Consider the following 26,638-nt stretch of genomic DNA (forward strand, 5'->3'; position numbering starts at 1 on the left):
GCCGGTAAGGTCGGCGCGTTCGCCATCCTGCTCGGAGTTTTCCATGCCCGCCCCTGCTCTTTCCGGCCCGCAATACCTGCGCGAAGGCCTCAAACTGGTACTGAGCCCAGGCCTGCGGTTGTTCGTGCTGCTGCCGCTGGCGGTCAACCTGGTGCTGTTCGTCGGCCTGATCTACTTCGCCGGTCATCAATTCAGCCTGTGGGTCGACCACTTGATGCCGACGCTGCCAAGCTGGCTGAGCTTTCTCAACTACCTGCTGTGGCCGCTGTTTGTGGTACTGGTGGTGCTGATGGTGTTTTTCACCTTCACCATGCTGGCCAATATCATCGCCGCACCGTTCAACGGCTTTCTCTCGGAGAAGGTGGAAGTGGTGGTGCGTGGCACCGATGACTTTCCGGCCTTCAGCTGGGGTGAATTGATCGCCATGATTCCGCGCACCCTGGGCCGGGAAATGCGCAAGCTGGGTTACTTTCTGCCCCGTGCCATCGGCTTGTTTATCCTGTCGTTCATCCCGGTGGTCAATCTGATCGCAGCGCCGCTCTGGCTGCTGTTTGGCGTGTGGATGATGGCGATCCAGTACATCGACTACCCGGCGGATAACCACAAACTGGGCTGGAACGAGATGCTCGCCTGGCTGCGCCAGAAGCGCTGGCAGAGCATGAGCTTCGGCGGCATCGTTTATCTGGTGCTGCTGGTGCCGGTGGTCAACCTGTTGATGATGCCGGCGGCGGTGGCCGGGGCCACATTGTTCTGGGTGCGCGAGCAAGGGGCCGAGGCGATGGCGCGGCAGACTGTGATCAAGTCATAAATCCATCATCCTGATGACACAATGACGACATGGCCCGCAGCGACACTGTGGGTCATGACGACAGCTTCGCTTCACATCACCCTGATCACCGAAACCTTCCCGCCAGAGATCAACGGGGTGGCCAATACCCTTGGCCGCTTGTGCGATGGTTTGCGCGCCCGCGGCCATCAGGTGGAATTGGTGCGCCCGCGCCAGGGGACGGACCACAGCCGGGCGAGCGACGATGAATTGCTGCTGTGCCGTGGTTGGCCACTGCCGGGGTATCCGGGCCTGCAATGGGGTCAGTCGTCGATGCACAAACTGTTGCGCCGCTGGACCCGCCAGCGCCCCGACGTGCTGTATATCGCCACCGAAGGCCCCCTGGGTTTGTCGGCATTGCGCGCGGCGCGACGCTTGGGGATCCGAGTGGTCAGCGGTTTCCACACCAATTTCCAACAGTATTCGAACCAGTACGGCTTGAGCCTGTTGAGCCGGGTAGTCACCCACTATTTACGCTGGTTCCACAACCGCTCCACGTTGACCCTGGTACCCAGCGCCAGCCAGCGCATGGAACTGGAGCGCCGGCATTTCGAGCGCTTGGGCATGTTGTCCCGTGGCGTGGACAGCCAGTTGTTCCACCCTGCCCGACGAGACAATGCCTTGCGTGAAAGCTGGGGCCTGGAGGCTGATGATATTGCGGTGCTGCACGTCGGACGCCTGGCCCAGGAAAAGAACCTCGGCTTGCTCAAGCGCTGCTTCGAATCCCTGCGCCGCACATATCCACAGCGCCAGCTGAAACTGATCATCGTGGGTGACGGGCCACAACGCCCGTTGCTGGAACACGATCTGCCCGAGGCCTTGTTCTGCGGCACTCAACGGGGTGAGGAACTGGCACGGCATTACGCCTCGGGCGACCTGTTTCTGTTCCCCAGCCTGACCGAAACCTTTGGCAATGTGGTGCTCGAAGCCATGGCCTCCGGCCTGGGGGTGGTGGCTTACGACCAAGCCGCCGCGAGCCAGCACATTCGTCATGGCTACAACGGCGCGCTGGCGATGCCGGGAGATGAGGAAGCATTCTGCGATGCAGCCTGTTGGCTGCTCGAAGAGCGCGAAACGTTGCGCAGAGCGCGACTCAATGCCCGTCAACATGCCAGCCGTCAGGGTTGGCCGGCGGTTATCGAGCAATTCGAGAAGCAGTTACTAGGTGTGTGCGAGGAGCATTTCGTGGCTCCAGTACAGCCTTACGTTCGCTGAACGGTCTGCCAATGGTGTGGGGCTATTCTCCCGCCCACCCACCTACCCCTTGAAGACTGGCTTCGACAGTAGGCAGTTTCCTGTAAAGCCGCCCGAAAGGCCGCCCCACAACAGGATATTTCCGGAACGTCGTGGGTTTTATCGCCACCCATAGGATACCTGCCACATGAAAGGTGTGTTCCGGATGGAAGACGCAGTGGCAGGCCCATGACGAAAAACTGAACGAGACCACTATGTCGAATCTGATAAATGGATCAATGGCGTTGCGCTACATGCCTTTCAACACGTCGACGCAAGGGAATGACTGGAACTACCCTCAGGCTACGCGGCCGGATCCCAGCTGGAATCGCCCCCAGCCAAGCCGTCCGGACCACAGCTGGACTCGCCCCCAGCCCAGCCGTCCGGACCACAGCTGGACTCGCCCCCAGCCAAGCCGTCCGGACCACAGCTGGACTCGTCCGCAGCCCAGCCGTCCGGATCCAAGCTGGAATCGCCCGCAACCTACAAGCTCTTACGACCAATACAACCAGCATCACTCACAACCCGCTGACCGTTACCCCACGCACAACGATGACTATCCCTACCCGTCATATGACTATGGCCAGACGAACAACGACTACTACGCCTGACGTCAACTGACGCAAAACGCTCCCTGTGACTTTCACAGGGAGCCCAGCCACTCACACCAGGGTCATCAATGCCTCACGACTGAACGGCAGGATGTCATCCTCACGACCATCACGCACCTTCACCGCCCAATCCGGGTCTACCAGCAGCGCACGCCCCACCGCGACCAGGTCGAACTCGTCGTTGTTCAAACGCTCCAGCAGTTTTCCCAGGCTCGCCGGTTGCGCGACCTTGTCGGTATTGACCATGAACTGCAGGAACTCGCCATCCAGGCCGACACTGCCCACGGTGATGGTTGGCTTGCCGGTGAGCTGACGGGTCCAGCCAGCCAGGTTGAGATCGGAGCCTTCGAATTCCGGCTCCCAGAAGCGACGGGTGGAGCAGTGGAAAATATCCACACCGGCATCAGACAATGGTTTGAGGAACTCGCCCAGCGCCTCCGGGGTTTGCACCAGGCGTGCGGTGTAGTCCTGCTGCTTCCACTGGGAGAAGCGGAAGATGATCGGGAAATCCGGGCCGACGGCGGCGCGGGTGGCCTGGATCAGCTCAATGGCAAAACGCGAGCGGTTGGCCAGGCTGCCGCCATACTCGTCGGTACGCTGGTTGCTGCCCTCCCAGAAAAACTGATCGATCAGGTAGCCGTGGGCGCCATGGATCTCCACACCGTCCATGCCGATGCGCTGGGCGTCACTCGCGGCCTGGGCGAACGCATTGATCACATCCTTGATGTCTTGGGTGGTCATGCCGTGGACAACTACGTTGCCATCCTTGAGTTTTTCCACCGGCCCGTAGCCCGGCACGCTGGCATCAGGCTCGGTGCCGATGCGACGCACATTGCCCACATGCCATAGCTGAGGCACGATCTTGCCGCCTTCGGCGTGTACCGCGTCGACAACTTTCTTCCAGCCGGCCAATGCAGCCTCGCCGTAGAAATGCGGGACGTTCGGGTAGCCGTTGGACGCTTGATGGCCGACTACCGTGCCTTCGGTGATGATCAGCCCCACGCCTGCCGCAGCACGGCGACGGTAGTATTCGATGACTTTGGAATTGGGTACGCCGCCCGGCGAGAACGACCGGGTCATGGGCGCCATGACGACACGGGTCGACAGTTGCAGTGCGCCGAGCTGGAAAGGTTTGAACAAGGCTTGGACAGGCATGGGAGCACTCCACGTCAGAGGATTTATGATGCGGATAATATGGAGAGTGCAGAGCGCTGGATAGCACTATTGATCTGGGTGATTAAGGTGCAAAAGCGTGACGCGGAGCGTCCGGGGGGAGGCATTCCCACGCAAGCGTGGGAACGATCAGATCAGAAGCTCAGGCCAGGGCTTTTTCAATGGCCTGGACGATGGTGGGATCATCCGGCGCAGTGCGCGGCGAGAAGCGTGCCAGCACGCGCCCATCCTTGCCCAGCAGGAATTTCTCGAAGTTCCAAGTGATGTCCCCGGGAAACTCCGCCCCCTCGCCCGCCAACAGTCGGTACAGCTGGTGACGATCAGGGCCGTTCACGTCGAGCTTGCTGCCCAGGGGAAACGTCACGCCGTAGTTGAGGCTGCAAAACTCACGGATCTCATCCTCGGTTCCTGGCTCCTGCCCGGCAAACTGGTTGCACGGCAGGCCCAACACGGTAAATCCCTGATCCTTGTACTGCTGATAAAGCTTTTCCAAAGCCCCGTATTGCGGGGTCAAACCACACTTGGAGGCCACGTTGACCACCAGCACCACTTGCCCCTTGAAGGGCGCCAGCGGCAGCTCTTGTCCGTCCAAAGCTTTGAGTTTCAGGTCGTGGAAAGCACTCATGACGAACTCCAGATATCCCATGTTTTCGCATTGCGACTGTTCGAGAGTACAACTCGCAAGCCTGCAATCATAGACGCCGATGACAAAACCCGCGCGCAAGTTACTGAGCGGTCGGCCACGGCAAAATCGGAATCGCGGTCACGGCATTCTGCGGGCTGCCTTCGATCAGGCGGTCGCTGTAGACCAGGTACACCAGGGTGTTGCGCTTCTTGTCGAGGAAGCGCACCACCTGCATGGTCTTGAACACCAGCGAGGTGCGCTCCTTGAACACTTCGTCGCCGTCCTTGAGCTCGCCCTTGAAGCGGATCGGGCCGACCTGACGGCAGGCGATCGAGGCTTCGGCACGGTCTTCGGCAAGGCCCAGGCCGCCTTTGACGCCGCCAGTCTTGGCACGCGACAGGTAGCAGGTCACACCATCGACCTTGGGATCATCAAAGGCTTCCACGACGATCCGATCGTTGGGGCCGACGAACTTGAAGACCGTCGACACCTGGCCGATTTCTTCGGCCGAGACCAGCAGCGGCATGGCCAGCAGCAGGCCGAGCAATCCCTTCATCACACGCATCGTGTATTCCCTTTGGTTAAACCAGGATCAGGTTGTCGCGGTGAACCAGTTCAGGTTCAGCCATGTAGCCCAATAGTCCGACAATCGCATCGGACGATTGTCCAATGATTTTCTGCGCTTCCAGGGCGCTGTAGTTGGCCAGGCCGCGAGCGATTTCGCGACCGTCGGGTGCCACGCATACCACCATCTCGCCACGGCGGAAGCTGCCCTGCACCAACTTGACGCCCACCGGCAACAGGCTCTTGTTGCCTTGGGACAGCGCCGATACAGCGCCATCGTCCAACACCAGGGTGCCACGGGTTTGCAGATGACCGGCCAGCCACTGTTTGCGCGCCGCCAGCATGCCGCGCTCCGGTGACAGCAGCGTACCGATGCGCTCGCCGGCCTTCAGACGATCCAGCACGCGTTCGATGCGCCCGCCGATGATGATGGTATGGGCGCCTGAACGCGCTGCCAGGCGCGCAGCACGCAGCTTGGTCTGCATGCCGCCACGGCCAAGGGCGCCGCCGACACTGCCAGCCACGGCGTCCAGCGCAGGGTCATCGGCACGCGCCTCGTAAATAAGCTGGGCTTCGGGATTGTTGCGCGGGTCGGCGTCGAACATGCCGTCGCGGTCGGTGAGGATCACCAGCAGGTCGGCTTCCACCAGGTTGGCCACCAGGGCGGCCAGGGTGTCGTTGTCGCCGAAACGGATTTCGTCGGTGACCACGGTGTCGTTTTCGTTGATCACCGGGATGACTTTCAGCTCCACCAGCGCGCGCAGGGTGCTACGGGCGTTGAGGTAGCGCTTGCGGTCGGACAGGTCGTCGTGGGTCAGCAGGATCTGCGCCGTGTGGCGGCCGTGCTCGGCGAAGCTGGACTCCCAGGCTTGCACCAGGCCCATCTGGCCGATGGCGGCGGCGGCTTGCAGCTCGTGCATCGCGCTGGGTCGCGCGGTCCAGCCGAGGCGGCTCATCCCGGCGGCCACAGCCCCGGAAGAGACCAAGACCAGTTCCACGCCGGCCTCATGCAAGGCCACCATCTGCTCGACCCACACGCTCATCGCCGCGCGGTCCAGCCCCTTGCCGTCCGCCGTCAGCAGCGCACTGCCGATCTTCACGACCCAGCGCTGCGCACCCGTCACTTTGCTCCGCATCATCTTCAACCTTGGCTAGAGGACCGCGCGACCCAGCGCGGCCCATAACGTTATACCCGGATACCAAAACGCCGCTCCAGGGAGCGGCGTTCAAGTTTATCGCAACGGATCAGTCGCGCACGTAAATGATTTCCGGACCATCTTCATCATCCACGTCTTCCTCGTCCCAATCGTCGTCACCGATGTCATGGACCGACTTCACGCCACTGCGGCGCAGGGCACGCTGGTCGTCCAGAGCCTGCAGTTGAGCGCGGGCTTCGTCTTCGATGCGCTGGTCGAGATCGGCGAGTTCGGCCTTGAACACCGGGTCGGCCGCCAGGCGGTCGGCACGGTCTTCGAGGTAGCGCATGATGTCGCGGGTCAGGCGCTCGGTGCCTTCTTTGGCGATGGCCGAGATCACGTAGACCGGGCCCGTCCACTCCAGGCGGTCGACGATTTCCTTGACGCGCGCTTCGTGCTCTTCTTCAAGGATCTGGTCGCATTTGTTCAGCACCAGCCAGCGATCACGTTCGGCCAGGGAGGGGCTGAATTTGGCCAGTTCGTTGACGATGACTTCGGCGGCATCCGGCGCGCTGCTTTCATCCAGCGGCGCCATATCCACGAGGTGCAACAGCAAACGAGTACGCGCCAGGTGCTTGAGGAAGCGGATACCCAGGCCTGCGCCGTCGGAAGCGCCTTCGATCAGGCCAGGAATGTCGGCGATCACAAAGCTTTTCCAGCGATCGACGCTGACCACGCCCAGGTTGGGTACCAGGGTGGTGAACGGGTAGTCGGCAACTTTTGGCTTGGCGGCCGATACCGAGCGGATAAAGGTACTTTTGCCGGCGTTCGGCAAGCCCAGCAAACCGACGTCTGCCAACACTTTCATTTCCAGCTTGAGGTCACGCTGCTCGCCCGGCTTGCCTGGCGTGGTCTGGCGTGGCGCACGGTTGGTGCTGGATTTGAAACGGGTGTTGCCCAGGCCGTGCCAACCGCCCTGTACCACCATCAGTTTCTGACCGGCCTTGGTCAGGTCACCGATGACTTCCTGGGTGGCCGAGTCGATGATCGTGGTACCGACCGGTACGCGCAGGATCAGGTCTTCACCCTTTTTGCCGGTGCAGTCGGTGCTGCCACCGTTGGAGCCACGCTCGGCATCGAAGTGCCGTGTGTAGCGGTAGTCGACCAGGGTGTTGAGGTTTTCATCGGCCATCATGAAGATGGACCCGCCGTCACCGCCGTCACCGCCGTTCGGGCCACCGTTTTCGATGAATTTTTCGCGACGGAAACTCATGCAACCGTTACCGCCGTCGCCAGCTTTTACTCGGATGGAAACTTCATCAACGAACTTCATAACAAAACGCCTCTCGTCGCATGGACGAGCTTAAGAAACCAAGACATAAGACTCTTGCAAAAATGAGCGCAGCGACCTCAATCAACGACCGCAAATCCAGCGCTTGAGCTCATTACAGACAGCTTTGCAAGAGACTCACTCCACAAACGAAAAAGCCCCGTCGCAAGACAGGGCTTTTCCAGCGATCTCGCAATTAAGCTGCGATAACGCTTACGTAACGACGACCGAAGGCGCCTTTTACTTCGAACTTGATCACGCCTTCGACTTTAGCGAAGAGAGTGTGATCTTTACCCATACCAACGCCGTAGCCAGCGTGGAATTGGGTGCCGCGCTGACGCACGATGATGTTGCCCGCTTTGATAGCCTGGCCGCCATACATCTTCACGCCAAGGCGTTTGGCTTCTGAGTCGCGACCGTTACGGGTACTACCACCAGCTTTTTTGTGTGCCATGAGTCAATTCTCCTAGTGAGGAATTAGGCTGAAATTAAGCCTGAATACCGGTGATTTTGATCTCGGTGTACCACTGGCGGTGGCCCATACGCTTCATGTGGTGCTTACGACGACGGAACTTGATGATGCGGACTTTATCGTGACGACCTTGGGAGATCACTTCAGCCACAACGGTAGCGCCAGCAACGACTGGAGCGCCGATGTTCACGTCATCGCCATTGGCGACCAACAGAACGCGATCAAAAGTAACGGATTCGCCAGTAGCGACTTCCAGTTTTTCGATCTTCAGGTATTCACCTGGGGCGACCTTGTATTGCTTGCCACCAGTAACAATTACTGCATACGACATGGTATTTCTCCGATAATCCTGCTCACCCAGCGCTTTATAAGAAAAGGTATTGGCTGGCATGGCTGCATGGGATGGACGTCCCGAATGCAATTGCGTAAGGCAGGTGCTGCCCAGGAAGTTCAGGGTGCGCGATTGTACGCAAGGCTTTGATACGTTGCAAGTAGCCGCCCATCGCGCCTTGACACCCGGGGGTCAGGGTCCTAGCATGCCGCGCAACCCTTCTGGAGCGACTGTCGCTGATGCAACCCCAAGCTTTCTACCGCGCGGTCGCGGACGATTTTAGCGCCGTCGACGGCATCATCAAGCAGCAGCTGACGTCCAAAGTGCCGCTGGTCTCCAAAATCGGCGACTACATTACGTCGGCGGGCGGTAAACGCCTGCGTCCTTTATTAGTGTTGCTGTGTGGCAAGGCCTTGGGTCGCGAAGGCGATGACCTGCGCTTGCTCGCCGCCACCATCGAGTTCCTGCACACCGCTACCCTGCTGCATGACGATGTGGTCGACATGTCCGGCATGCGCCGTGGCCGCGAGACCGCCAACGCCATGTGGGGCAACGCACCCAGCGTGTTGGTGGGCGATTTCCTGTATTCGCGCTCGTTCGAAATGATGGTTGAACTCGGCTCGATGCCGGTGATGAAGATTCTTTCACAGGCCACGCGCATCATCGCTGAAGGTGAAGTGCTGCAGCTGTCGAAGGTCCGCGACGCCAGCACGACCGAAGAAACCTACATGGAAGTGATCCGCGGCAAGACCGCAATGCTTTTCGAGGCATCGACCCACAGTGCCGCCGCACTGGCCGGCGCCACGACCGAACAGGCCGAAGCGCTGCGCACCTTTGGCGACCACCTGGGCGTGGCCTTCCAGTTGGTGGACGACCTGCTCGACTACCGTGGCGATGCCGAAACCCTGGGCAAGAACGTCGGTGACGACCTGGCCGAAGGCAAACCGACCCTGCCGCTGATCTACACCATGCGCGAAGGCACGCCGGAACAGGCGGCCCTGGTGCGCAAGGCGATCCAGAAAGGCGGGATCGAGGATCTGGAAAGCATCCGCGCCGCCGTGGAAGCTTCGGGCTCCCTGGACTACACCGCACAACTGGCGCGTGACTATGTGGCCCGTGCCATCCAGTGTCTGGAAGTGATTCCAGCCAGTGAATACCGGGATGCCCTGGTCGAGCTGAGTGAGTTTGCGGTAGCCCGTACGCACTGATACTCCCCCTGCTTCATGTGGGAGCTGGCTTGCCTGCGATAGCATCGCCTCTGTATTGCTGATACACCGTGGTGCCTGCATCGCGGGCAAGCCCGGCTCCCACAAGGTCCTGAGGCGCCTCCCCCTAACTGCAATAAACCCTATACAATGTGCGCCCTTTAGCCATCCTGACTCTCAAGGAGACTTAGTGAGCACGCTGCCACCCTGCCCGAAATGCAATTCCGAATACACCTACGAAGACGGCGCCCAGCTAATCTGCCCGGAATGCGCCCATGAGTGGTCCGTCAACGGCGAGGCCGAAGCCGCTGGCGATGAAACCGTGAAGAAAGACGCTGTAGGCAATGTGCTGCAGGATGGCGACACCATCACCGTGATCAAGGACCTCAAGGTCAAGGGCACTTCGCTTGTGGTCAAGGTCGGAACCAAGGTCAAGAACATCCGCCTGTGCGACGGCGACCACGATATCGATTGCAAGATCGACGGTATCGGCCCGATGAAGCTCAAGTCCGAGTTCGTCCGCAAGGTCTGAACCTGCTGCTTCCATCCCGCGCCCGTCGCGGGATGGCGTTTCGCCCTCCCCGTTGATCCCGCGCAATATCCACACAGAAAAATCCAGAATCCGCCAATAGGCACTTGCTATTCTACGAATAAGAATTATTCTCATTGAAACCCATCAAGGAGATGCGACCCATGACTTATTTGATAGATGCCTGGCTGGACCGCCCTCATCCTTACCTGCGGATCCTGCACCGGGAAACCGGCGAAGTCTGTGCGGTACTGGAAGAAGAAGCGCTGCATGAGCTGCAGGATCAGGGTGATCTGGACGTCAGCGGACTGAGCTCCAGCGAACCTGGGGTGCTCAAGGAAGTGGTGCGCAACCTGTTTCTGTTCTGCTATGCCCGAGCGTTGCGCCCGGCCACGGAGTTGAATGGCAAGTTCCATCCATGAAGCACACTGTCCACTCTTTGGGAATGGGCTTTATGTGGGAGCAAGTCGAATCGTCGCACCGCCGCTCCCACACAAGCCCAACACCTGCAGAAATCAGCAGGTCTTACAGAACGTCAAGCAACTCGACGTCAAACACCAGCACGCTGTGCGGCGGGATGCTGCCAACGCCTTGAGCGCCGTACGCCAGTTCGCTCGGCACGTACAGGCGCCATTTGCTGCCGGCATTCATCAGTTGCAGGGCTTCAGTCCAGCCGGCGATCACGCCGCCGACCGGGAATTCTGCAGGCTGGCCGCGCTCGTAGGAGCTGTCGAACACAGTGCCGTCGATCAGGGTGCCGTGGTAGTGAGTACGCACTTGGTCTTCACGGGTTGGTTTGGCGCCAGTACCAGCGGTCAGCACTTCAAATTGCAGACCGGAAGCCAGGGTGGTGATGCCATCACGCTTGGCGTTTTCAGCCAAAAATGCCAGGCCAGCGCCAGCAGCCGCTTCAGCCTTGGCAGCCGCTTCGGCTTGCATGATTTCGCGGATGACCTTGAAGCTGGCAGCCATTTGCTCCTGGTCCACACGGCTTGGCTTGCCGGCGAAAGCATCGGTCAGGCCGGCGAGGATCGCGTCGATGCTCACGCCCGGTGGCGGGTTGTCGCGCAGTTGGTCGCCCAGTTGACGGCCAATACCGTAGCTGACGCGGGTTTCATCGGTGGACAGATTAACTTCGGACATGAAGGTGCTCCGCTGTAGGAGGGCACGATTTACCGTGCCCTCCAGATCTAAAAGGGCCAGCAGACTAGCACACAACACCCAACCTTGATGAGCGTCACGGCATAGCTATCTACAGCCGGGCACAAGCCGCCGCCGACCATGCTGGTGATTCCATTCATCACCCTGGGACCGTACCGATGAGTACGCAGAATAACCCGCTTGCCCTGCAACAAATCCATAGCCATCTGCTGGAAATCGATCCGACACTGCGCCCTTACAGTCGGCGCCCCGTCACCCTGCCAGCCGAGCGGCTGGCACTGGACACCCTCAACACCACACTCAAGCGCATCAACCTCGCCTACATGACTCAGGCCAGCGCCTTTTACCAGGCACTGGACCTGAGCGACCCCAGCCAACTGAGCCAACTGAAAACCCGCCTCGACACCCAACTGCAAGATCTGGATGACATCAGTACCGTCAATGGCCAGAGCCGCAAGATCTACCTGACCGACACCGCCGGCATCAAAGCGCTGGAACAGGAAACCCGGCTTAACGTCAGTGATGCCCTGCTATCCCCCTCCGACTTGCAGATACTGGAAGACTGCTCCCGCCCTCCGGCGTTACGCCCCGGCCTGTACGCCTTGACCTTCGATTACCAGGACGAGCGCATCGAGTTCGCCGGGGCGTTCGTGCTGACACGCCAGGCCAACCCACGTGTTGACAGCCTGAGCGGCGACGCGAGCGTCGGGCCGGTGCTGCTCTTCACGCCCTCACGTGGGCTGGAAGCCTTCGCTACCTTGCAAGAACTCGACCGCGGCCTGCTGCAAGCCATGACACTGCGCAGCAGCCACGCTGAATTCAGTCGTCATTTGCCAGTGCGCTATCAACACTTGACCGTCACCGATATCTGGCCGCTGGCACTGCAACCGATCACAGGTCAACCGCTGTTCGAATACGCCTATCAAGCCCTGCTCGACAAGCGCAAAAAAGACATCCACCACGCCTTGGCCTTGGCCGAGAACGCTCAACTGAACGCCACCCAGCTCAAACAGCACCTCGACAGCGCTCTCCACGCCACGCTGCCCGACCTCACGGCGCGCCTGGACTTTCGCGCGCAGCGCCTGCTGGAACGCAACCTGTTCAACGCCCTGCCCGACTGGTATCGCAGCGCCAACAAGCTCGAGCGCACGACCATCGACCAGCACCTGCACCACTACAACAGGGCTCGCCTGGCGTTCCTCGATCTGCTCGGCCCCGCCGCGACACCTCAAGCACTGGCCCGCCATCAATGGGCCGAGCAGTTGGCAGATGAGCTGGATATCCACGACCTGGACCCAGACCTGCTGCACATCACCACCGTTCGTACGGTGCCTCAGGTCGGCACCTACAACCAGCAACGCTCATTGGTGGAATTGGCCCTGCGCGGTCTGCACCCTGGCGACAGCACACCCGGCTCGGCGTTCCTCCAGCGCAGTACCCTGAGCTACGCCGGTGCGCCACTGGGTGTGGCCCACGCTCACCTCAACGTGCAAACCCTGCTCATGCTGCTGCAAGACCTGCAACCGCGTCTGGACTACGCCAGCACGCTGAAAACAGCATTGGCCACTCCACAAATCAAGCTGGCCGCACGCAGCTTCTTTGATCAACGCCTCGTACTCATGGCCCACATCGCCAGGCTGCAAGGCCATCTGGCCCCGGATGATTTCCGACGCTTCGAAGACCTGCAAAAACAGCCGAGCCAACAGTTGCACGCCCAAACCGTGTGGCTTCACGGCGCACAACTAAAGGACCTGTGGCTGCTGCGCGAAGCAGACGGCCAGGGCCGGATCACACGCTTGCTGCTGTGTACGCCCGATGCGCCGAGCGCCCAACAGTTCATTGCGTTCAGCACGCTACGTGAGTGCCAGACCCACATCATCGGCTGGACAGGCAGTACGGCTCGCCTCAAGGGGCGCACCATGATCGATTACCTGCTGGAGCAAGTGCCGCAGCGTTTCAAGCCAAAAATGCACGACTTCCTGCGCAGCATCAGCCGGCGCCCTGACGCCAACGAGCACCTGGAGGTGACCTTTGGCAAACCGAGCTCCTATACCGATTGCCTGGAAGCGATAACTGCGCACCGGTTGGCAATACTGTTGGATGACTACGAGTTCAGCTCGCCGGCCTGGTACCGCAGGGCCTCTGTCAATGATCGCAGCCGCCTGGCAAGCCTGGCCGACGATGTGGCCGGCGCACTGCGTGTCTATAACGCAAGGCCAGATGCTGAATCCAGCGTCCCCACGTTTGAACGCTACCTGCATGAACAAGCCAGGCTCAGCCTCAACCGACTGTTAGGTCGCCAGCAAAACGATATTGACCCGGACACCGTATTTGCCTACGCCCCCAAACCACTGATCGGCGCTGGGCCGGCGCCGGTGTCTTACACCACGCTGTATCGCGACGGGTATGAGGATGGCATCGGCTTTATCAATGAAAAATTTTCAGCCTCCGCGACCTTCCGCGGCCCGCCCGGCGTTGACCTGAGCCCATTGACGGCGCAGAAGGTTGCACGCTCCGTCACGGGCGTGTGGATCGGCCAACGCTACACCGACGAAATCCGCCGGCGCCTGCAAAACAGTGACAGCCCGGGTTATGGCGAACGACGCAATGCCGTGCTGGCAATCGTGCAGCTACAAATGAAAGGCGCCGCTCTGGAATCCTGCCTGCAAGGGCACCTCACTCAGGCTGACCTGGCCTGGCTGGAGAAAGCCATTGAGGGTCTGTGCGACAGCAGCCCCCTCGAGCGCAACACTTACAGGGTGCACCGGCTGTCCATTGATGGGGACTGGGTCATCGGCAACTACCTGTTCAGCCACGGCGACAACCCGATATTGCTTTACACCCCCAATGCGCCAGACGGCATTGGTTGGCGCGAGGCCAGGCTGTTCAACTACCTGCTCAAAAAAGTCGAGGGCATGCCTGCTTACTGGGGCGCGCGGGTACCGTTGCCGTCAGTGGCGCGAGTTGCGCTGTTCCTGAAAACCGCTCGCGAAGGGTTGCCCGCCGAAATCGACCGCTCCACCCCGAGCCCTGCACGGCATGACAGCATCCGGCCCAGCAACACACTGACCGATCTGCGCCATGAGTTCTACAACATGAACCTGCAGCGCAAGGTTGATGACGTGCACGCCACTACGGCCAATCGGCTTCAGATGATCACCGGTATTCTGTGGACCTGCGTCGAGTGGCTGACCGCCGTGGCCACCATGCCCTTCCCGTTACTCAGCCTGACCCTGGGCGGGCTGCTGGCCTTCAAGGACGCCATGCTCGCCCTGAATGCCTACCACCAGAACGACAAAGACAGCGCCCTGCAACACTACCTCGGTTACCTGGCCAACGTGGGTGGCGCGCTGTTGTTCGACGTGCGTCCGGCGTTGAAGGGCGTCTTCAAGTCACTGCGCCCGACCATCCGCACCAGCACGCATGCCGTCGACAACGCGCTGATCAGCCAGATGGCGGTGCTCAAGCCCGAGGACATGCAACCGGTGTTGTTTGACGGGAGTTCGCTGTGGGCGTCAAACACCCCGGATGCATTGGGTCGCTATTTGCTGTATCGCCATGACCCGCAGAGCGGCCAGTTGCTGTCCACTGCACGGTTGGTCAGCCGCAATGCCGACGGCCAATGGGTACGTTCCGGTGTGATCGGTGGCGGGCGCAAGAAGTACGAAAAACTGCTGGCCGATGAGAGCAGCCCGCTGGAAGTATTCGACGTAGAGCCCGACCAGGCCAAGACCTTCCGCGCGCTGCTCGACCCGGAGTTCAAGACCCATTTTCAGCATATGGAGGCCGACTTTGCCGGTGCAGCCCAAGGTAAGGCCTTCACCGAAGCGGCCCCCTTGCGCACGGCGTACGCCAAACAGATCGAGCTGCTGAACCAGCGCGCCGAGGCGTTCTTTTCGGCGTTGCCCGTTGCCGCGCCCAAATCCCCCTTGCCCGTATTCGCGGTCGAAGCCGCGCCTGTGGATATCCTAAAAACCCTGTTCAATCGCAACAAGCGCCTGATCATCGGCGCCCTCGACAGCTCCATTGCCAGCAAACAACTGTTGATCGAACAATTGCCTGCGTTGGCCGAACAGGGGCTCAAGCGCGTCTACATCGAAAACCTGCCTCGCGACCTGTTCCATCGCAAGCTGAAGATTCTTAACAACCAGCTCGGCGGCAGCAAGGCTCAGGCGCTGGCACAGATCGAACGGCATCTGATGCAAGTCGATCAAACCCTGGGGCTCACGGCCGATGCCCCGTTCACTTATCGAAAATTGCTGCTGGAAACCCAACGCTTGAATATCGCCATCGATGGCATCGACGGGTCCGCCTCGTACCATATGGAGCACGTACTGGCTCTGGAGGATGGTCCGCGCTTCATTCCCCGCAGCAGCAAGCTGCGCAATTTCTACTCCCACTCGGTGATTGAACAAAACCTGAAAAACAACCCCGGCGAAGGCTGGGTGGCGCTGGTGGACTCCAGCCGCCTGGGCACTAATGAACAGGCCGCGGGCCTGGCAGATCTGCAAAACACCCCGGCCCTGCGGGTTGAAGACGCCGCACCCGGCCAACGCATCGGCGTGTGGCCCGACACCGCCACTGGCGCACAGTCCCGCGGTGACTTCACCCTGGCCCTGCCAACCACCCACGTCACATTGCGCACATCCGGCACATCGGGCACGCCAGCAATCGCTGTCAGCCACTATGCCGTGTTCGACCTCCCCCCGGGCATTCGCAGCGATATCAACCTGATCAGGCAGACCCATCGCGGCCTCGACACTCGCTATTCAATTTCCACTCCCCGACATGCTGCCGCGCAATCCACCTTCAGCCAAACCCGGCAGCGGCTTTCGGAAGAGGCCAAAGCATTTTTCAGCGATTTCACAGTGCCCCCACGCAATGTGCCGGCAAACCTGGCCACGACCAGCAGTGAAACCGTGTTCATCGAGCGGCTGTACCAACAAAAACTCGGGCTGGTCATCGGCGAAGCCCACAGTGCCCGCGCCAGCAAGCGGCTGCTGATCGACAACTTCAAGCACCTGAAAAAACAGGGGGTCAAGACGCTATACATGGAGCATCTGCTCACCGACCTGCACCAGGCCGCACTGGAGACTTACCAGCGCACGCTGAAAATGCCGCCCATTCTGGAAAATTACCTGCTCGGTATGGACGCCGGCCATATGCCGCGATACCAGGGCCCGGACAGCTTCACCCAGGTGGTCAAGGCTGCCAATAAACACGGGATCCGCATCCGCGCGCTTGACTGCACCGCCAGCTATTACATCAAGGGGCTCAGTGGGGATAACAACCGTGCCCGGCTGTTCAGCTACTTTGCCAACCAGGTAATAAGTGCAGACCAGCAGGCCATAGGCCCGCATAAGTGGGTGGCGTTCATGGGCAGTGCACACACGGACATGTATGTCGGTGTACCGGGCATCGCGCAGTTGCAGGATGCCGTCAGCCTCCATGTGCGTGACACCACACCGCAATTGGCCAAGCCATTGCACAGCGCTGGCTGGCAATCGGTTGATGACAGCTACGGCGTGGCCTTGCGCAGCGACTACCGCGTCGAAGTGGGCATTGCAGGGCGGCCGCTGCCTCTCCCTGTCGAACCGCCGCCGGACCGCAGCAAGCTGACGGCACCCGGGCACTTCTTCATCGAGCGCCCCAGCGCCAACGAGGTCAACCTGGTGCATTTTTCGCGTAGTCATGAAATTCTCACCACACCGATTCAAATCGACGAAAAGGGCCAGTATTTCGTTGAGCGCTGGGAAGCCTTTAGCCGATTACGCTTCTACTACCTTTCTCAATTGGTCGAAGCGCTCAAGGCCTCCCCTCCAAGAGGCATGGGGCTGACACTCGTGGCGGGATAGGCCGCCAGCCCCCTGCCCGTTCATCGGGCAGGGGGTCTGTTTTACCCCCCCAGCCGAAAAAGTCATTTCAGAATCATGTATCGCCGCCGATACCCATCTACATACTTTGGCTGGCTCAAACAACAAGACCGTCCAGCAGACAGACATCAACTTGCGGAGCATTCGATGAATAGCTGGTTCGGCAACATCAGCGTCAACCTCAAACTCGGCCTGGGCTTCGGCCTGGTGCTAGTCCTTACCTCCATCCTGGCGCTGACCAGTTGGACCAGCCTGGGTGGCCTGATCGACCGCAGCAACTGGATGAGCGACATCACCCAGCTCAACTCCTCCCTGACCAAGCTGCGCGTGGCTCGCCTGCAATACATGCTGGCCAACGGCGACGAAACCACCGCGCAGAACGTGCAGACCAACCTGGACGCCTTCATCGCCCTGCAACAAAAACTGCTGAACAGCTTCAAGAGCCCTGAAAACCTCAAGCTGCTCAATGAGCAGAAGGCAATCATCACGGCGTACCAGCAGTCCTTGAACAAAATGCGCGAGGCCTACCGTAATGGCAACGCCTCCCGGCAAACCATGGGCGACAAGGCCGATATTGCCAACGCTCAGATCACCACGCTGGAAACCAGCGTGAAACAAATGGACGACAGCGCGGAGCGTTTTGCCCAATTCCAGGCAGTGGCCGACGCAAAAATGCAGTTCCAGCTGTCGCGCTACGAAGTGCGCGGCTACACCGGCAACGTCAATCCAGACACCGAAGCCCGCGCCGCCGCACAGATCGAAAAAACCATCAACGGCTTGAAAGACCTCAGCGCCGTCTTCGGTGCCAGCCAGCAAAGCGCGCTGACCTCGCTGGAAACCGCGTTGGGCGCCTATCGCACCGCCGTGCAGAACTACAAGGCAGCCAACGCCAACATCGTGGCCGCCCGTGCGGAAATGACCACCCAAGGCAACGAAATCGTCACCATCAGCGACAAGCTCTACGACATCCAGTTGGAGCGCCGCGACGCTGAAAGCAGCCAGGCGCGCAGCCTGCAATTGATCAGCACACTGCTGGCACTGCTGGTGGGCATCATCGCGGCCGTGGTCATCACCCGCCAGATCACTCACCCGTTGCAGGAAACCCTGGTCGTGGTCGAACGCATCGCGTCCGGCGATCTGAGCCACAACATCCAGGTCACCCGCCGTGACGAGCTGGGAGTGCTGCAACAAGGCATCCAACGCATGGGCACGACCCTGCGTGAACTGATCAGCGGGATTCGCGATGGCGTGATGCAGATATCCAGCGCCGCTGAAGAGTTGTCGGCCGTGACCGAACAGACCAGTGCCGGCGTGAACAGCCAGAAAGTCGAGACCGATCAGGTCGCCACCGCCATGCATGAAATGACCGCCACCGTGCAGGAAGTGGCCCGTAACGCTGAACAGGCTTCACAAGCCGCCTCCGATGCCGACGGCCAGGCCCGCGAAGGCGACAAGGTGGTGGCCGAAGCCATCGCCCAGATCGAACGCCTGGCAGACGAAGTGGCGCGCTCGACCGATGCCATGACGCACCTGCAGCAGGAGAGCAACAAGATCGGCAGCGTGATGGACGTGATCAAGGCGGTGGCCGAGCAGACCAACCTGCTGGCCCTCAACGCCGCCATCGAAGCCGCCCGTGCCGGTGAAGCCGGACGCGGGTTTGCCGTGGTCGCCGACGAGGTCCGTGGCCTGGCCCAGCGCACGCAAAAATCCACCGAGGAAATCGAAGGCCTGGTGGCCGGTCTGCAAAACGGCACCCAGCAAGTGGCCACTGTGATGAACAACAGCCGCAGCCTCACCGACAGCAGCGTCGAGCTGACGCGCAAGGCCGGCGCCTCCCTGGAAAACATCACCCGTACCGTGTCGAATATCCAGTCGATGAACCAGCAGATCGCCGCAGCCGCCGAGCAGCAAAGTGCTGTGGCCGAAGAAATCAGCCGCAGTATCGTGAACGTGCGCGATGTGTCCGAGCAGACCGCCACCGCCAGTGACGAGACGGCCAAGTCCAGCGTGGAGCTGGCGCGTCTGGGCAGCCAGTTGCAGCAGATGGTCAGCCATTTCCGCGTTTGACAAACCTTGCGCGATAAAATGACCGGCGGTAGTATCGGCCTGCGGGTCAACGCATCTTTGAGACAGCAACCCCAGCCACTAACTGGGTTTGCAAAAAAACCGCCCTACCAGGCGGTTTTTTATTGCCTGGGATTCCCCCTCAGCCCTCGCCTTCCTCGACAAACACCACCCGGTTCCCGAACGGATCCTTGATGCTCATCTCACGCGAGCCCCAAGGCGTTTCTTCGACCCCGGGCTTGGCATAACGGTAATCCTTGCTCAGCAACTGCTGCTGGTACGCGTCCACACCCTGCGCCTGAATCCGCACCGCCGCGCCCGGCGACGCATCGCCATGGTGCTCACTCAAATGCAGTACGCATTCACCCAAGGACACTTGCAGATACAGCGGGAAATTCGCCTCGAAACGATGTTGCCAATCCACCTTGAATCCCAGGAAATCGACGTAAAACTCCAAGGCCTTGGCCTCGTCGAAAATCCGCAGGATGGGGATGACTTTTCCTAAGTGCATGGCAACCGCTCCGTTTTTGAGAACGCCCACTATAGAGACGAAAACCCACGCCGCAAATCCCCGCTGCGCGCCAGGAACCGGCCTGGCCGCTGACCGTTCGCCTGCCCGTCGCGGTAGCTCAACACGCCGTTGACCCACACCCCGTCAATGCCCTCCGCGGCTCGCTGCGGCGCCTTGAAATCGGCCACATCGCGCACGCGTACCGGGTCGAACAACACCAGGTCAGCCCAATGCCCTTCACGGATTTCGCCACGCTCGGCCAAGCCAAATCGCGCCGCCGACAAGCCGGTCATCTTGTGTACGGCCGTATGCAGTGGAAACAACCCCACATCCCGGCTGAAATGGCCGAGTACCCGTGGGAACGCGCCCCATAAGCGGGGGTGCGGGAACGGGTCCTCCGGCAACCCGTCCGAGCCCACCATCGACAACGGATGCGCGAGGATACGCCGCACATCCGCCTCATCCATCCCGTAGTACACCGCCCCCGCAGGTTGTAGCCGGCGGGCGGCGTCCATCAGCGAAACGTCCCACTCGGCGGCAATGTCCTGCAAATCGCGCCCGCCCATTTCCGGGTGAGGCGTCGACCAGGTGATGGTGATCCGAAACGCATCGGTCACCTGTTTGAGATCCAGGGTCGAGGAACTGGCCGCATAGGGGTAGCAGTCACAGCCCACCGGATGAGTTTTCGCCGCCTGCTCCAGCGATGCCAGCAACTGCGGACTACGCCCCCAGTTGCCCGCGCCGGCACATTTGAGGTGGGAAATGATCACCGGCGCCTTGGCATGCCGACCGATCAGGAACGCCTCGTCCATGGCCTCCAGCACCGGTTCGAACTCACTGCGCAAATGGGTGGTGTACACCGCGCCGAACGCGGTGAGCGCTTCACTCAGTTGCAGCACCTCGTCGGTCTCGGCGTTGAAAGCGCTGGCGTAGGCCAGGCCGGTGGATAAACCGAGGGCACCGGCTTCGAGACTCTCTTGCAACTGCACACGCATGGCGGCGATTTCATCCGCTGAAGCCGTGCGATGGAGATCGTCCATATGGTTGCTGCGCAGCGCCGTGTGGCCGATCAACGCAGCGACGTTGACCGCCGGATGAGCCTTTTCGACAGCCGCCCGATAATCGCTGAAGCGCGGGTAGACAAATGCCGAAGCGCTGCCCAACAGGTTCATCGGGTCCGGCGGATCACTGCGCAACGTCACCGGCGACGCACTGATGCCACAGTTGCCGACAATCACCGTGGTCACGCCCTGGCTGAGCTTGGGCAGCATCTGCGGCTGGCGGATCACCACGGTGTCGTCATGGGTGTGCACGTCGATGAACCCCGGCGCCAGCACGCGGCCACGGGCGTCGATTTCGTCCGTCGCCGTCGCCGCAGACAAGTCGCCGATCGTATTGATGCGCCCATCAAGCAAGCCCACATCAGCCACATAGCCGGGCGTGTTGCTGCCATCGATGATCAGCGCCTGACGGATCAACGTGTCGTACTTCATATCAGTCTCCCAGCGGCAGGTTGTCGGGGCCGCCGCGATAATCGTCCAGGGCCAGCTTGATCCGGCGCAGACGCTCCTGGTTGGCGTCCGGCAACGCCAGCGCCAGTTCGGTGGCGAGCAGGTCGATGGCCAGCAGCATGCCGTAGCGCGCGGCGGTCGGTTTGTAGATAAAACTGGTTTCGGCCGGTTGCAGCGGCAGCACTACGTCCGCCAATCGCGCCAGAGGCGAATCGGCCAGGGTGATGGCAATGATGCGCGCGTCATAGTTGCGCGCCAGCGCCACCACGTTCAGCAGCTCGGGGGTGAGGCCGGTCAAGGAACACAGGATCAGCGCATGTTCCGGTCCCAGCGTCGCCGCGGTGACCCGCATCATGACCGGGTCATGGCAGGCGGCTATGGCATAACCCAGGCGCACCAGGCGTACCTGCAACTCATCGCTGCACATACTCGACGGGCCGCCCATGCCAAACGCGTGGATCATCCGCGCCTTGCCCAGCACGCTGACGGCATCGGCAAAACTTGCCTGATTGAACCCCGACAAGTGCTGACGCAGGGTCGTCTCGATATCGCCCAGAATCTGCCGGTGAAACGCCGATTGCTCCGGCAGCCCCGCCGGGTCCAGGAAGCGGCTGCCCACACCGCTGGCCTGGGCCAGTTGCAGGCGCAAATCGCGCAAGTCCCGACAACCCACACTGCGGGCAAAACGCGACAGGGTTGCCGTGCTGACCTCGGCCCGTTGAGACAACGCTTCCAGACTGGCAGACGCGGCAAAGCCCACGTCATCGAGCATCAGCCTGGCGATGCGCCCCTCACCGGCGCTGAAGGCGTCCTGTCGGGCGCGGATCTGGTAGAGGATGTCCATGGGGTCTCCGAATCACAAAATGCACGACAAACCATAAGTAAGACCGAAAGCGACCACGGAAATCAGGGTCTCCAGCACGGTCCAGGTCTTGAAGGTCTGGATCACCGTCATATTGAAGTATTCCTTGATCAGCCAGAAGCCGCCGTCATTGACGTGGGAAAAGATCACCGAACCCGCGCCGGTAGCCAGCACCAGCAATTCAGGGTGTGGATAACCCAGGCCCATCGCAACCGGTGCCACCACGCCGGATGCAGTCGTCATGGCCACCGTCGCCGACCCCGTGGCCACCCGCATCAACGCCGCGAACAGCCAGCCCATCACCAGCGGCGACAGATGGAAAGCATGGGCCAGACCCAGGATTTCGCTGGTCACACCGGCATCCACCAGGATGCGATTCAAACCGCCGCCTGCCCCCACCAGCAACGTAATGCTCGCGGTCGGCGCCAGGCATTCGTTGGTGAACTTGAGGATCGACTCACGGTTGAAACCCTGGGCCAGGCCCAGCGTCCAGAAACTCACCAACGTGGCTACCAGCAGCGCAATCACCGAGTTGCCGATAAACAACAGGAACTGGTTAAAGCCGGTGCCCGGCGTGGAGATCACATTGGCCCAACCGCCGATCATCATCAGCACCACTGGCAGCAGGATGGTGCCCATGGTCAGCGTGAAGCTCGGCAGACGGGTACGCGGCTCGCGCTCGATAAATTGGCGTTCCAGCGGGTTTTCCGCCGGCAACTGAATACGCGGCACGATGAATTTGGCGTAAACGGGGCCGGCAATGATCGCCGTGGGAATCCCGATCAGGATCGCATACAGCACGGTCTGTCCCACGGACGCGTTGTACGCCAGCACCGCCATCATCGCCGCCGGGTGTGGCGGCACCAGCGCGTGCACCACCGACAAACCGGCGACCATCGGCAAGCCGACCATCAGGATCGACACGCCCACGCGGCGCGCCACAGTGAAGGCAATCGGCACCAGCAAGACAAAACCGACCTCGAAAAACAGCGGCAGCCCCACCAGGAAGGCGATGCACACCATCGCCCAGTGCGCATTGCGCTCGCCAAACCGCTGGATCAGCGTACGCGCCACCTGCTCGGCACCGCCGGACTCGGCCATCATCTTGCCGAGCATGGTGCCCAGTGCCACCACCAGCGCGATATGCCCCAGGGTCTTGCCGACCCCCGCCTCGTAGGAACCCATGATGGTGTCCGCCGGCATCCCGGCCATCAGCGCAAGCCCGATGGACACCAACGTGATGACGATAAACGGGTTGAGCCGGTAACGTGCAATCAGCACGATCAATGCAATGATGGCGATGGCAGCGTATGCCAACAGCCCGAAGCCCGGTGATGCGGCCATGCGGTACTCCTCGGAAAGGGTCACGTCGAATTGGTTGTGAAACTCATAAATCATTACCGAGGTAGTTTTTCAATTTTAATGAAAGTAATTTTCGCGCACAGGCACGCCCTGTCGCAGTGGGATATGTGCGACAGCCCTGCATGAAAATTCGAAGGGCGTTCTTACATGAAATTCAAGCGGCGCTGAAACTAGAAACGACAGGTCCAGTCATAGAAGGCGGACGCACTGTCGTCCACCCTCCAACCAGGAAAACCAACAATGAATCGTCAATCCCTGCTTGTTCCTTTCATCGCCAGCGCCCTGTTCCTGGGCCTGAGTGGTACTGCGTCGGCCGCCGACAACCCGGCACTGACCAAATGCCCGGATGGCGCCAACACCACGGCCGCGATGGTCACCTGCAACGTCAACGAAACCAAGGTGCAGGACGCGCGACTGAACAAGGCCTACCAGGCCGCGATCAAGCTTCAGCAAGGCGATAAAAAGCAGCAATTGCAGAACGTTCAGCGCCTGTGGATCAAATACCGTGACGCCAACTGCGGCTTCATGGGCTCGGCCAGCGGCGGCACCATCGATCAGGTCAACGGCGCCGCCTGCGTGCTGGACATGACCCAGACCCGTGCTGCCGAGCTGGAAAGCCTGCTGCCACTGTGATCAGTCGTGCTGTACCCGGGCGCGCTTGAGCAGTTTCTTGCAGCGCTCGGACAAGTGCAGCACACGCAGGTGCTTGCCTGCCTTGGCATAGCGTTCGCGCAGGGTCATCAGCGCAGCAATCGCCGAATAATCGACAAAGCGCAGGTGACGACAGTCCAGGGTCACCTGCGCCGGGTCGTTGGTTGGGTCGAAGCGGTTGAGAAACGGTGTGGTCGAGGCAAAAAACAGCGTGCCATGAGCCAGGTAGAGCTTGCTGCCGTCGGCTTGCAGATGCTCATCGGCATACAGTTCGCGCGCCTGTTGCCAGGCGAAATTCAGCGCCGCGATCACGATCCCGCACAGCACCGCCGTGGCCAGGTCGGTGAACACCGTGATCACGGTGACCGCCGCAATCACCAGCACATCGTTGAGCGGTACCTTGTTGATCACCCGCAACGATGCCCAGGCGAACGTCTGCTGGGACACCACGAACATCACCCCCACCAGCGCCGCCAGCGGGATCCGCTCGATCAGCGGTGACAGAAACAAAATGAACAGCAGGATCATCACCCCCGCCAGCACCCCGGACAAACGCCCGCGCCCGCCGGAACTGAGGTTGATCACGGTTTGCCCGATCATCGCGCATCCGCCCATGCCGCCAAACAAGCCCGAGACCATATTTGCGGCGCCCAAGGCCACGCTTTCACGGTCGGGGTAGCCACGGGTCTCGGTGATTTCGTCGGTCAGGTTCAAGGTCAGCAGGGTTTCCAGCAGGCCGACCATGGCCATCAGGAACGCATAGGGCGCGATGATGCCCAGGGTTTCCAGGGTCCAGGGCAATTGCGGCAAGGCAAAGGTCGGCGGGCCTCCGGCAATGTGCGCCATGTCGCCGAGGGTGCGGGTGGGCAGACCGAGCAGGTACACCGCCAGGCCCACGCCGAGGATCGCCACCAACGCCGGCGGCACGGCTTTGGTGAGATGTGGCAACACATACACGATGGCCATGGTTGCTGCGACCAACCCGACCATCACATACAACAGTGTGCCGCTGAGCCAGGCTTCACCGCTTTTGAAATGCTCCAGTTGCGCCAGGGCAATGATGATTGCCAGGCCATTGACGAAGCCGAGCATGACCGGATGCGGCACCATGCGCACCAGTTTGCCCAATCGCAGCAGGCCGAAGGCGATCATGATCAACCCACCCAGCAGCACCGTCGCCAGCAAGTATTCCACACCGTGTTGCACCACCAGCGCGACGATCACCACCGCCATCGAACCGGCGGCACCCGAGACCATGCCCGGCCGGCCGCCGAACAACGCCGTGAGGGTACAGATGATAAACGCGCCATAGAGCCCCATCAGCGGGTTGAGGTGGGCCACCAGGGCAAAGGCGATGCATTCGGGCAACAACGCAAAAGACGTGGTGAGCCCGGCCAGGGCATCGGCGCGCAGACGGGTGAGGTTCATGGGGGTACCAGGGTAATGCGGGGGATGAGGCGGGGAATGGTACGGAATTGAAGGGGTTGCGGCTAGCGTTGAAAACCGCGTCGCCTGGATCGCAGGCAAGCCAGCTCCCACACTTGACCGTGTTCACAGTTCAAAATGTGGGAGCTGGCTTGCCTGCGATGGCAGCACCCCGGTCTCAAGCGAACATCAGACCATCTCGTGGCGAATCCACTCCACCACCGACGTCCGCTTCGGCGCCCAGCCCAGCAATTCACGCGCATGCTTGCCACGCACCCGGCTGTTGGAGCCCAGGCCGTAGTTGGCCATTTCATAGCCCCACTCGGCTTCCGCCTCGGCCAGTGGCCAATCCTGTGGCTGGCCGAGGTTCAGGGCCTGGGCAATCGCGGTGGTCATATCGATGAACGAGGCTTCGCTGCTTTCCACAAAGTAGAACGTGCCCGGTACATTCCTGGTCAGCGCCAGCAGGTACAGCGCCACCACGTCTTCGATGTGCACGTTGGACCAGATGTTCTGTCCGCTGCCCACATGGCGCACCACGCCGCTCTTGCGCGCCTGCTTGAGCAAGCGCGGCAGTTGCACGCTGTCGCGTTTCACGCCCAGGCTGTGACCGTAGATCAGGGTGTTGCAGATCACTGCCGAGTTCACCCCGTCTTTCGCAGCGGCGAGGATCAGGTTGTCGATGGCCACGCGCGCCGCTTTGTCGACGGTTGGCTCCGGCAGGTTGTCTTCGAAGTAGATCACGTCGCTGGATTTACCACCCGACGCATCCCCGACGATGCTCGAACCGCTGGTGTGCAGGAACGGCTTGTTCGAGCCTTTCAATGCCGCCAGCAGTGTTTCCACGGCTGCACGGTGATCGCTGCTGGCGGCATTGATCACCGCATCGGCCTGCTGCGCCTGCTCGGTCAATACGCCGGCATCGTCGAGCGTGCCGATCACCGGGGTGATGCCCAGAGCGGTCATTTCAGCCGCTTGCTCGGCACTGCGCACTAGGCCGGTGACACGGTGGCCGGCCTGGACCAGACCGGTGGCGATGGAACCGCCGATAAAACCTGCAGCGCCGGTAACGAATACGTTCATGGAAGGTTCTCCTGACTGGGTAAGTGATGGGCCCAGTATCAAGGCCCATGCGCCGCCGAATAAGCCCTCGTCGCCCAAATCAGTCTTGCGCGATAGTCAC

Annotated in this window: 23 protein-coding genes and 1 pseudogene; 10 read left to right on the forward strand and 14 right to left on the reverse strand. The window is 60.9% G+C overall.

Going from position 1 to position 26,638, the window contains the following annotated elements; genetic code table 11:
- Positions 1 to 43 precede the first annotated feature (43 nt).
- From cysZ to ACW9IN_RS10950, 3 genes are all read left to right on the forward strand, one after another.
- Positions 44 to 808 (forward strand): sulfate transporter CysZ, encoded by a 765-nt coding sequence (gene cysZ / locus ACW9IN_RS10940; RefSeq protein WP_457365872.1) that lies wholly within the window; start codon positions 44 to 46, stop codon positions 806 to 808.
- Positions 809 to 862: 54 nt separating this feature from the next.
- Entirely contained in the window at positions 863 to 2,041 is a 1,179-nt protein-coding gene (locus ACW9IN_RS10945) for a glycosyltransferase family 4 protein (protein ID WP_457365873.1), read from the forward strand.
- Positions 2,042 to 2,274: 233 nt separating this feature from the next.
- Positions 2,275 to 2,670, forward strand: coding sequence for a hypothetical protein (locus ACW9IN_RS10950; RefSeq protein WP_457365874.1), 396 nt, complete (start codon positions 2,275 to 2,277; stop codon positions 2,668 to 2,670).
- Between the two features lie 51 nt (positions 2,671 to 2,721).
- Here ACW9IN_RS10950 and ACW9IN_RS10955 read toward each other — a convergent pair whose 3' ends face one another.
- The 7 genes from ACW9IN_RS10955 to rplU form a co-directional block, all read right to left on the reverse strand.
- Positions 2,722 to 3,825 carry an NADH:flavin oxidoreductase gene (locus tag ACW9IN_RS10955; RefSeq protein ID WP_457365875.1) on the reverse strand — a complete coding sequence of 368 codons (1,104 nt, stop codon included), beginning with the start codon at positions 3,823 to 3,825 and terminating at the stop codon, positions 2,722 to 2,724.
- A 160-nt stretch (positions 3,826 to 3,985) separates the two neighbouring features.
- Positions 3,986 to 4,468 (reverse strand): glutathione peroxidase, encoded by a 483-nt coding sequence (locus ACW9IN_RS10960; RefSeq protein WP_457365876.1) that lies wholly within the window; start codon positions 4,466 to 4,468, stop codon positions 3,986 to 3,988.
- 100 nt (positions 4,469 to 4,568) lie between these two features.
- Positions 4,569 to 5,033, reverse strand: coding sequence for a CreA family protein (locus ACW9IN_RS10965; protein ID WP_457365877.1), 465 nt, complete (start codon positions 5,031 to 5,033; stop codon positions 4,569 to 4,571).
- Positions 5,034 to 5,049: 16 nt separating this feature from the next.
- Positions 5,050 to 6,168 carry a glutamate 5-kinase gene (proB, locus tag ACW9IN_RS10970; protein ID WP_025999729.1) on the reverse strand — a complete coding sequence of 373 codons (1,119 nt, stop codon included), beginning with the start codon at positions 6,166 to 6,168 and terminating at the stop codon, positions 5,050 to 5,052.
- Between the two features lie 109 nt (positions 6,169 to 6,277).
- The gene (cgtA, locus tag ACW9IN_RS10975; RefSeq protein WP_457365878.1) at positions 6,278 to 7,501 is read right to left on the reverse strand and encodes an Obg family GTPase CgtA; all 1,224 of its coding nucleotides are present in this window, start codon (positions 7,499 to 7,501) and stop codon (positions 6,278 to 6,280) included.
- A 193-nt stretch (positions 7,502 to 7,694) separates the two neighbouring features.
- Complete coding sequence (gene rpmA, locus ACW9IN_RS10980) at positions 7,695 to 7,952, reverse strand: 50S ribosomal protein L27 (protein ID WP_003205738.1); 258 nt, start codon at positions 7,950 to 7,952, stop codon at positions 7,695 to 7,697.
- A 34-nt stretch (positions 7,953 to 7,986) separates the two neighbouring features.
- On the reverse strand, positions 7,987 to 8,301 hold the full coding sequence (rplU, locus tag ACW9IN_RS10985) for a 50S ribosomal protein L21 (protein WP_007950961.1): 315 nt from the start codon (positions 8,299 to 8,301) through the stop codon (positions 7,987 to 7,989).
- Between the two features lie 239 nt (positions 8,302 to 8,540).
- On the opposite strand from rplU, the gene ACW9IN_RS10990 reads away from it, so the two are divergent.
- The 3 genes from ACW9IN_RS10990 to ACW9IN_RS11000 all read left to right on the forward strand — a co-directional run bounded on the left by ACW9IN_RS10990 (position 8,541) and on the right by ACW9IN_RS11000 (position 10,457).
- Positions 8,541 to 9,509 carry a polyprenyl synthetase family protein gene (locus tag ACW9IN_RS10990; protein WP_457365879.1) on the forward strand — a complete coding sequence of 323 codons (969 nt, stop codon included), beginning with the start codon at positions 8,541 to 8,543 and terminating at the stop codon, positions 9,507 to 9,509.
- A gap of 187 nt (positions 9,510 to 9,696) precedes the next feature.
- Positions 9,697 to 10,038, forward strand: a complete 342-nt coding sequence (locus tag ACW9IN_RS10995) for a zinc ribbon domain-containing protein YjdM (RefSeq protein ID WP_457365880.1) — start codon at positions 9,697 to 9,699, stop codon at positions 10,036 to 10,038.
- A gap of 161 nt (positions 10,039 to 10,199) precedes the next feature.
- Positions 10,200 to 10,457: a PA4570 family protein gene (locus ACW9IN_RS11000; protein ID WP_457365881.1), complete on the forward strand. Its 258-nt coding sequence runs from the start codon at positions 10,200 to 10,202 to the stop codon at positions 10,455 to 10,457.
- Between the two features lie 103 nt (positions 10,458 to 10,560).
- Here the strand turns inward: ACW9IN_RS11000 and ACW9IN_RS11005 are convergent, their stop codons facing one another.
- On the reverse strand, positions 10,561 to 11,178 hold the full coding sequence (locus tag ACW9IN_RS11005) for an FKBP-type peptidyl-prolyl cis-trans isomerase (protein ID WP_106578202.1): 618 nt from the start codon (positions 11,176 to 11,178) through the stop codon (positions 10,561 to 10,563).
- A 176-nt stretch (positions 11,179 to 11,354) separates the two neighbouring features.
- Here ACW9IN_RS11005 and ACW9IN_RS11010 point away from each other — a divergent pair, with 176 nt between their 5' ends.
- From ACW9IN_RS11010 to ACW9IN_RS11020, 3 genes and pseudogenes are all read left to right on the forward strand, one after another.
- Positions 11,355 to 17,051, forward strand: a complete 5,697-nt coding sequence (locus ACW9IN_RS11010; protein WP_457365882.1) for a membrane-targeted effector domain-containing toxin — start codon at positions 11,355 to 11,357, stop codon at positions 17,049 to 17,051.
- A gap of 300 nt (positions 17,052 to 17,351) precedes the next feature.
- Positions 17,352 to 18,233: pseudogene (locus ACW9IN_RS11015) on the forward strand (methyl-accepting chemotaxis protein); the annotation flags it as partial.
- Positions 18,234 to 18,431: 198 nt separating this feature from the next.
- A complete protein-coding gene (locus ACW9IN_RS11020; protein WP_457365917.1) occupies positions 18,432 to 19,136 on the forward strand; it encodes a methyl-accepting chemotaxis protein in 705 nt (234 codons plus the stop codon).
- 139 nt (positions 19,137 to 19,275) lie between these two features.
- On the opposite strand, the gene ACW9IN_RS11025 is transcribed toward ACW9IN_RS11020, so the two are convergent.
- From ACW9IN_RS11025 to ACW9IN_RS11040, 4 genes are read right to left on the reverse strand one after another with little or no spacing between them, the layout of a single operon-like run.
- Positions 19,276 to 19,644, reverse strand: coding sequence for a glyoxalase superfamily protein (locus ACW9IN_RS11025; RefSeq protein ID WP_457365883.1), 369 nt, complete (start codon positions 19,642 to 19,644; stop codon positions 19,276 to 19,278).
- 29 nt (positions 19,645 to 19,673) lie between these two features.
- Positions 19,674 to 21,137 (reverse strand): N-acyl-D-amino-acid deacylase family protein, encoded by a 1,464-nt coding sequence (locus ACW9IN_RS11030; protein WP_457365884.1) that lies wholly within the window; start codon positions 21,135 to 21,137, stop codon positions 19,674 to 19,676.
- A gap of 1 nt (position 21,138) precedes the next feature.
- Entirely contained in the window at positions 21,139 to 21,999 is an 861-nt protein-coding gene (locus tag ACW9IN_RS11035; protein WP_457365885.1) for a MurR/RpiR family transcriptional regulator, read from the reverse strand.
- A 12-nt stretch (positions 22,000 to 22,011) separates the two neighbouring features.
- The gene (locus ACW9IN_RS11040) at positions 22,012 to 23,361 is read right to left on the reverse strand and encodes a GntT/GntP/DsdX family permease (protein WP_457365886.1); all 1,350 of its coding nucleotides are present in this window, start codon (positions 23,359 to 23,361) and stop codon (positions 22,012 to 22,014) included.
- Between the two features lie 258 nt (positions 23,362 to 23,619).
- Here ACW9IN_RS11040 and ACW9IN_RS11045 point away from each other — a divergent pair, with 258 nt between their 5' ends.
- A complete protein-coding gene (locus ACW9IN_RS11045; protein WP_457365887.1) occupies positions 23,620 to 24,012 on the forward strand; it encodes a lysozyme inhibitor LprI family protein in 393 nt (130 codons plus the stop codon).
- Here the strand turns inward: ACW9IN_RS11045 and ACW9IN_RS11050 are convergent, their stop codons facing one another.
- Together ACW9IN_RS11050 and ACW9IN_RS11055 are read right to left on the reverse strand one after the other, a co-directional pair.
- Positions 24,013 to 25,458: a SulP family inorganic anion transporter gene (locus ACW9IN_RS11050; protein WP_457365888.1), complete on the reverse strand. Its 1,446-nt coding sequence runs from the start codon at positions 25,456 to 25,458 to the stop codon at positions 24,013 to 24,015.
- A 186-nt stretch (positions 25,459 to 25,644) separates the two neighbouring features.
- Positions 25,645 to 26,538, reverse strand: coding sequence for an NAD-dependent epimerase/dehydratase family protein (locus ACW9IN_RS11055; protein WP_457365889.1), 894 nt, complete (start codon positions 26,536 to 26,538; stop codon positions 25,645 to 25,647).
- Positions 26,539 to 26,638 lie beyond the last annotated feature (100 nt).

It is taken from the genome of Pseudomonas sp. SDO5271_S396 (assembly GCF_054071795.1).

Bases quoted from the DNA above. Each gene is read 5' to 3' on its own strand.
- cysZ (WP_457365872.1), top strand. From the start codon at position 44: ATGCCCGCCCCTGCTCTTTCCGGCCCGCAATACCTGCGCGAAGGCCTC.
- ACW9IN_RS10945 (WP_457365873.1), top strand. From the start codon at position 863: ATGACGACAGCTTCGCTTCACATCACCCTGATCACCGAAACCTTCCCG.
- ACW9IN_RS10950 (WP_457365874.1), top strand. From the start codon at position 2,275: ATGTCGAATCTGATAAATGGATCAATGGCGTTGCGCTACATGCCTTTC.
- ACW9IN_RS10955 (WP_457365875.1), bottom strand. From the start codon at position 3,825: ATGCCTGTCCAAGCCTTGTTCAAACCTTTCCAGCTCGGCGCACTGCAA.
- ACW9IN_RS10960 (WP_457365876.1), bottom strand. From the start codon at position 4,468: ATGAGTGCTTTCCACGACCTGAAACTCAAAGCTTTGGACGGACAAGAG.
- ACW9IN_RS10965 (WP_457365877.1), bottom strand. From the start codon at position 5,033: ATGCGTGTGATGAAGGGATTGCTCGGCCTGCTGCTGGCCATGCCGCTG.
- proB (WP_025999729.1), bottom strand. From the start codon at position 6,168: ATGCGGAGCAAAGTGACGGGTGCGCAGCGCTGGGTCGTGAAGATCGGC.
- cgtA (WP_457365878.1), bottom strand. From the start codon at position 7,501: ATGAAGTTCGTTGATGAAGTTTCCATCCGAGTAAAAGCTGGCGACGGC.
- rpmA (WP_003205738.1), bottom strand. From the start codon at position 7,952: ATGGCACACAAAAAAGCTGGTGGTAGTACCCGTAACGGTCGCGACTCA.
- rplU (WP_007950961.1), bottom strand. From the start codon at position 8,301: ATGTCGTATGCAGTAATTGTTACTGGTGGCAAGCAATACAAGGTCGCC.
- ACW9IN_RS10990 (WP_457365879.1), top strand. From the start codon at position 8,541: ATGCAACCCCAAGCTTTCTACCGCGCGGTCGCGGACGATTTTAGCGCC.
- ACW9IN_RS11000 (WP_457365881.1), top strand. From the start codon at position 10,200: ATGACTTATTTGATAGATGCCTGGCTGGACCGCCCTCATCCTTACCTG.
- ACW9IN_RS11005 (WP_106578202.1), bottom strand. From the start codon at position 11,178: ATGTCCGAAGTTAATCTGTCCACCGATGAAACCCGCGTCAGCTACGGT.
- ACW9IN_RS11010 (WP_457365882.1), top strand. From the start codon at position 11,355: ATGAGTACGCAGAATAACCCGCTTGCCCTGCAACAAATCCATAGCCAT.
- ACW9IN_RS11020 (WP_457365917.1), top strand. From the start codon at position 18,432: ATGACCGCCACCGTGCAGGAAGTGGCCCGTAACGCTGAACAGGCTTCA.
- ACW9IN_RS11025 (WP_457365883.1), bottom strand. From the start codon at position 19,644: ATGCACTTAGGAAAAGTCATCCCCATCCTGCGGATTTTCGACGAGGCC.
- ACW9IN_RS11030 (WP_457365884.1), bottom strand. From the start codon at position 21,137: ATGAAGTACGACACGTTGATCCGTCAGGCGCTGATCATCGATGGCAGC.
- ACW9IN_RS11035 (WP_457365885.1), bottom strand. From the start codon at position 21,999: ATGGACATCCTCTACCAGATCCGCGCCCGACAGGACGCCTTCAGCGCC.
- ACW9IN_RS11040 (WP_457365886.1), bottom strand. From the start codon at position 23,361: ATGGCCGCATCACCGGGCTTCGGGCTGTTGGCATACGCTGCCATCGCC.
- ACW9IN_RS11045 (WP_457365887.1), top strand. From the start codon at position 23,620: ATGAATCGTCAATCCCTGCTTGTTCCTTTCATCGCCAGCGCCCTGTTC.
- ACW9IN_RS11050 (WP_457365888.1), bottom strand. From the start codon at position 25,458: ATGAACCTCACCCGTCTGCGCGCCGATGCCCTGGCCGGGCTCACCACG.
- ACW9IN_RS11055 (WP_457365889.1), bottom strand. From the start codon at position 26,538: ATGAACGTATTCGTTACCGGCGCTGCAGGTTTTATCGGCGGTTCCATC.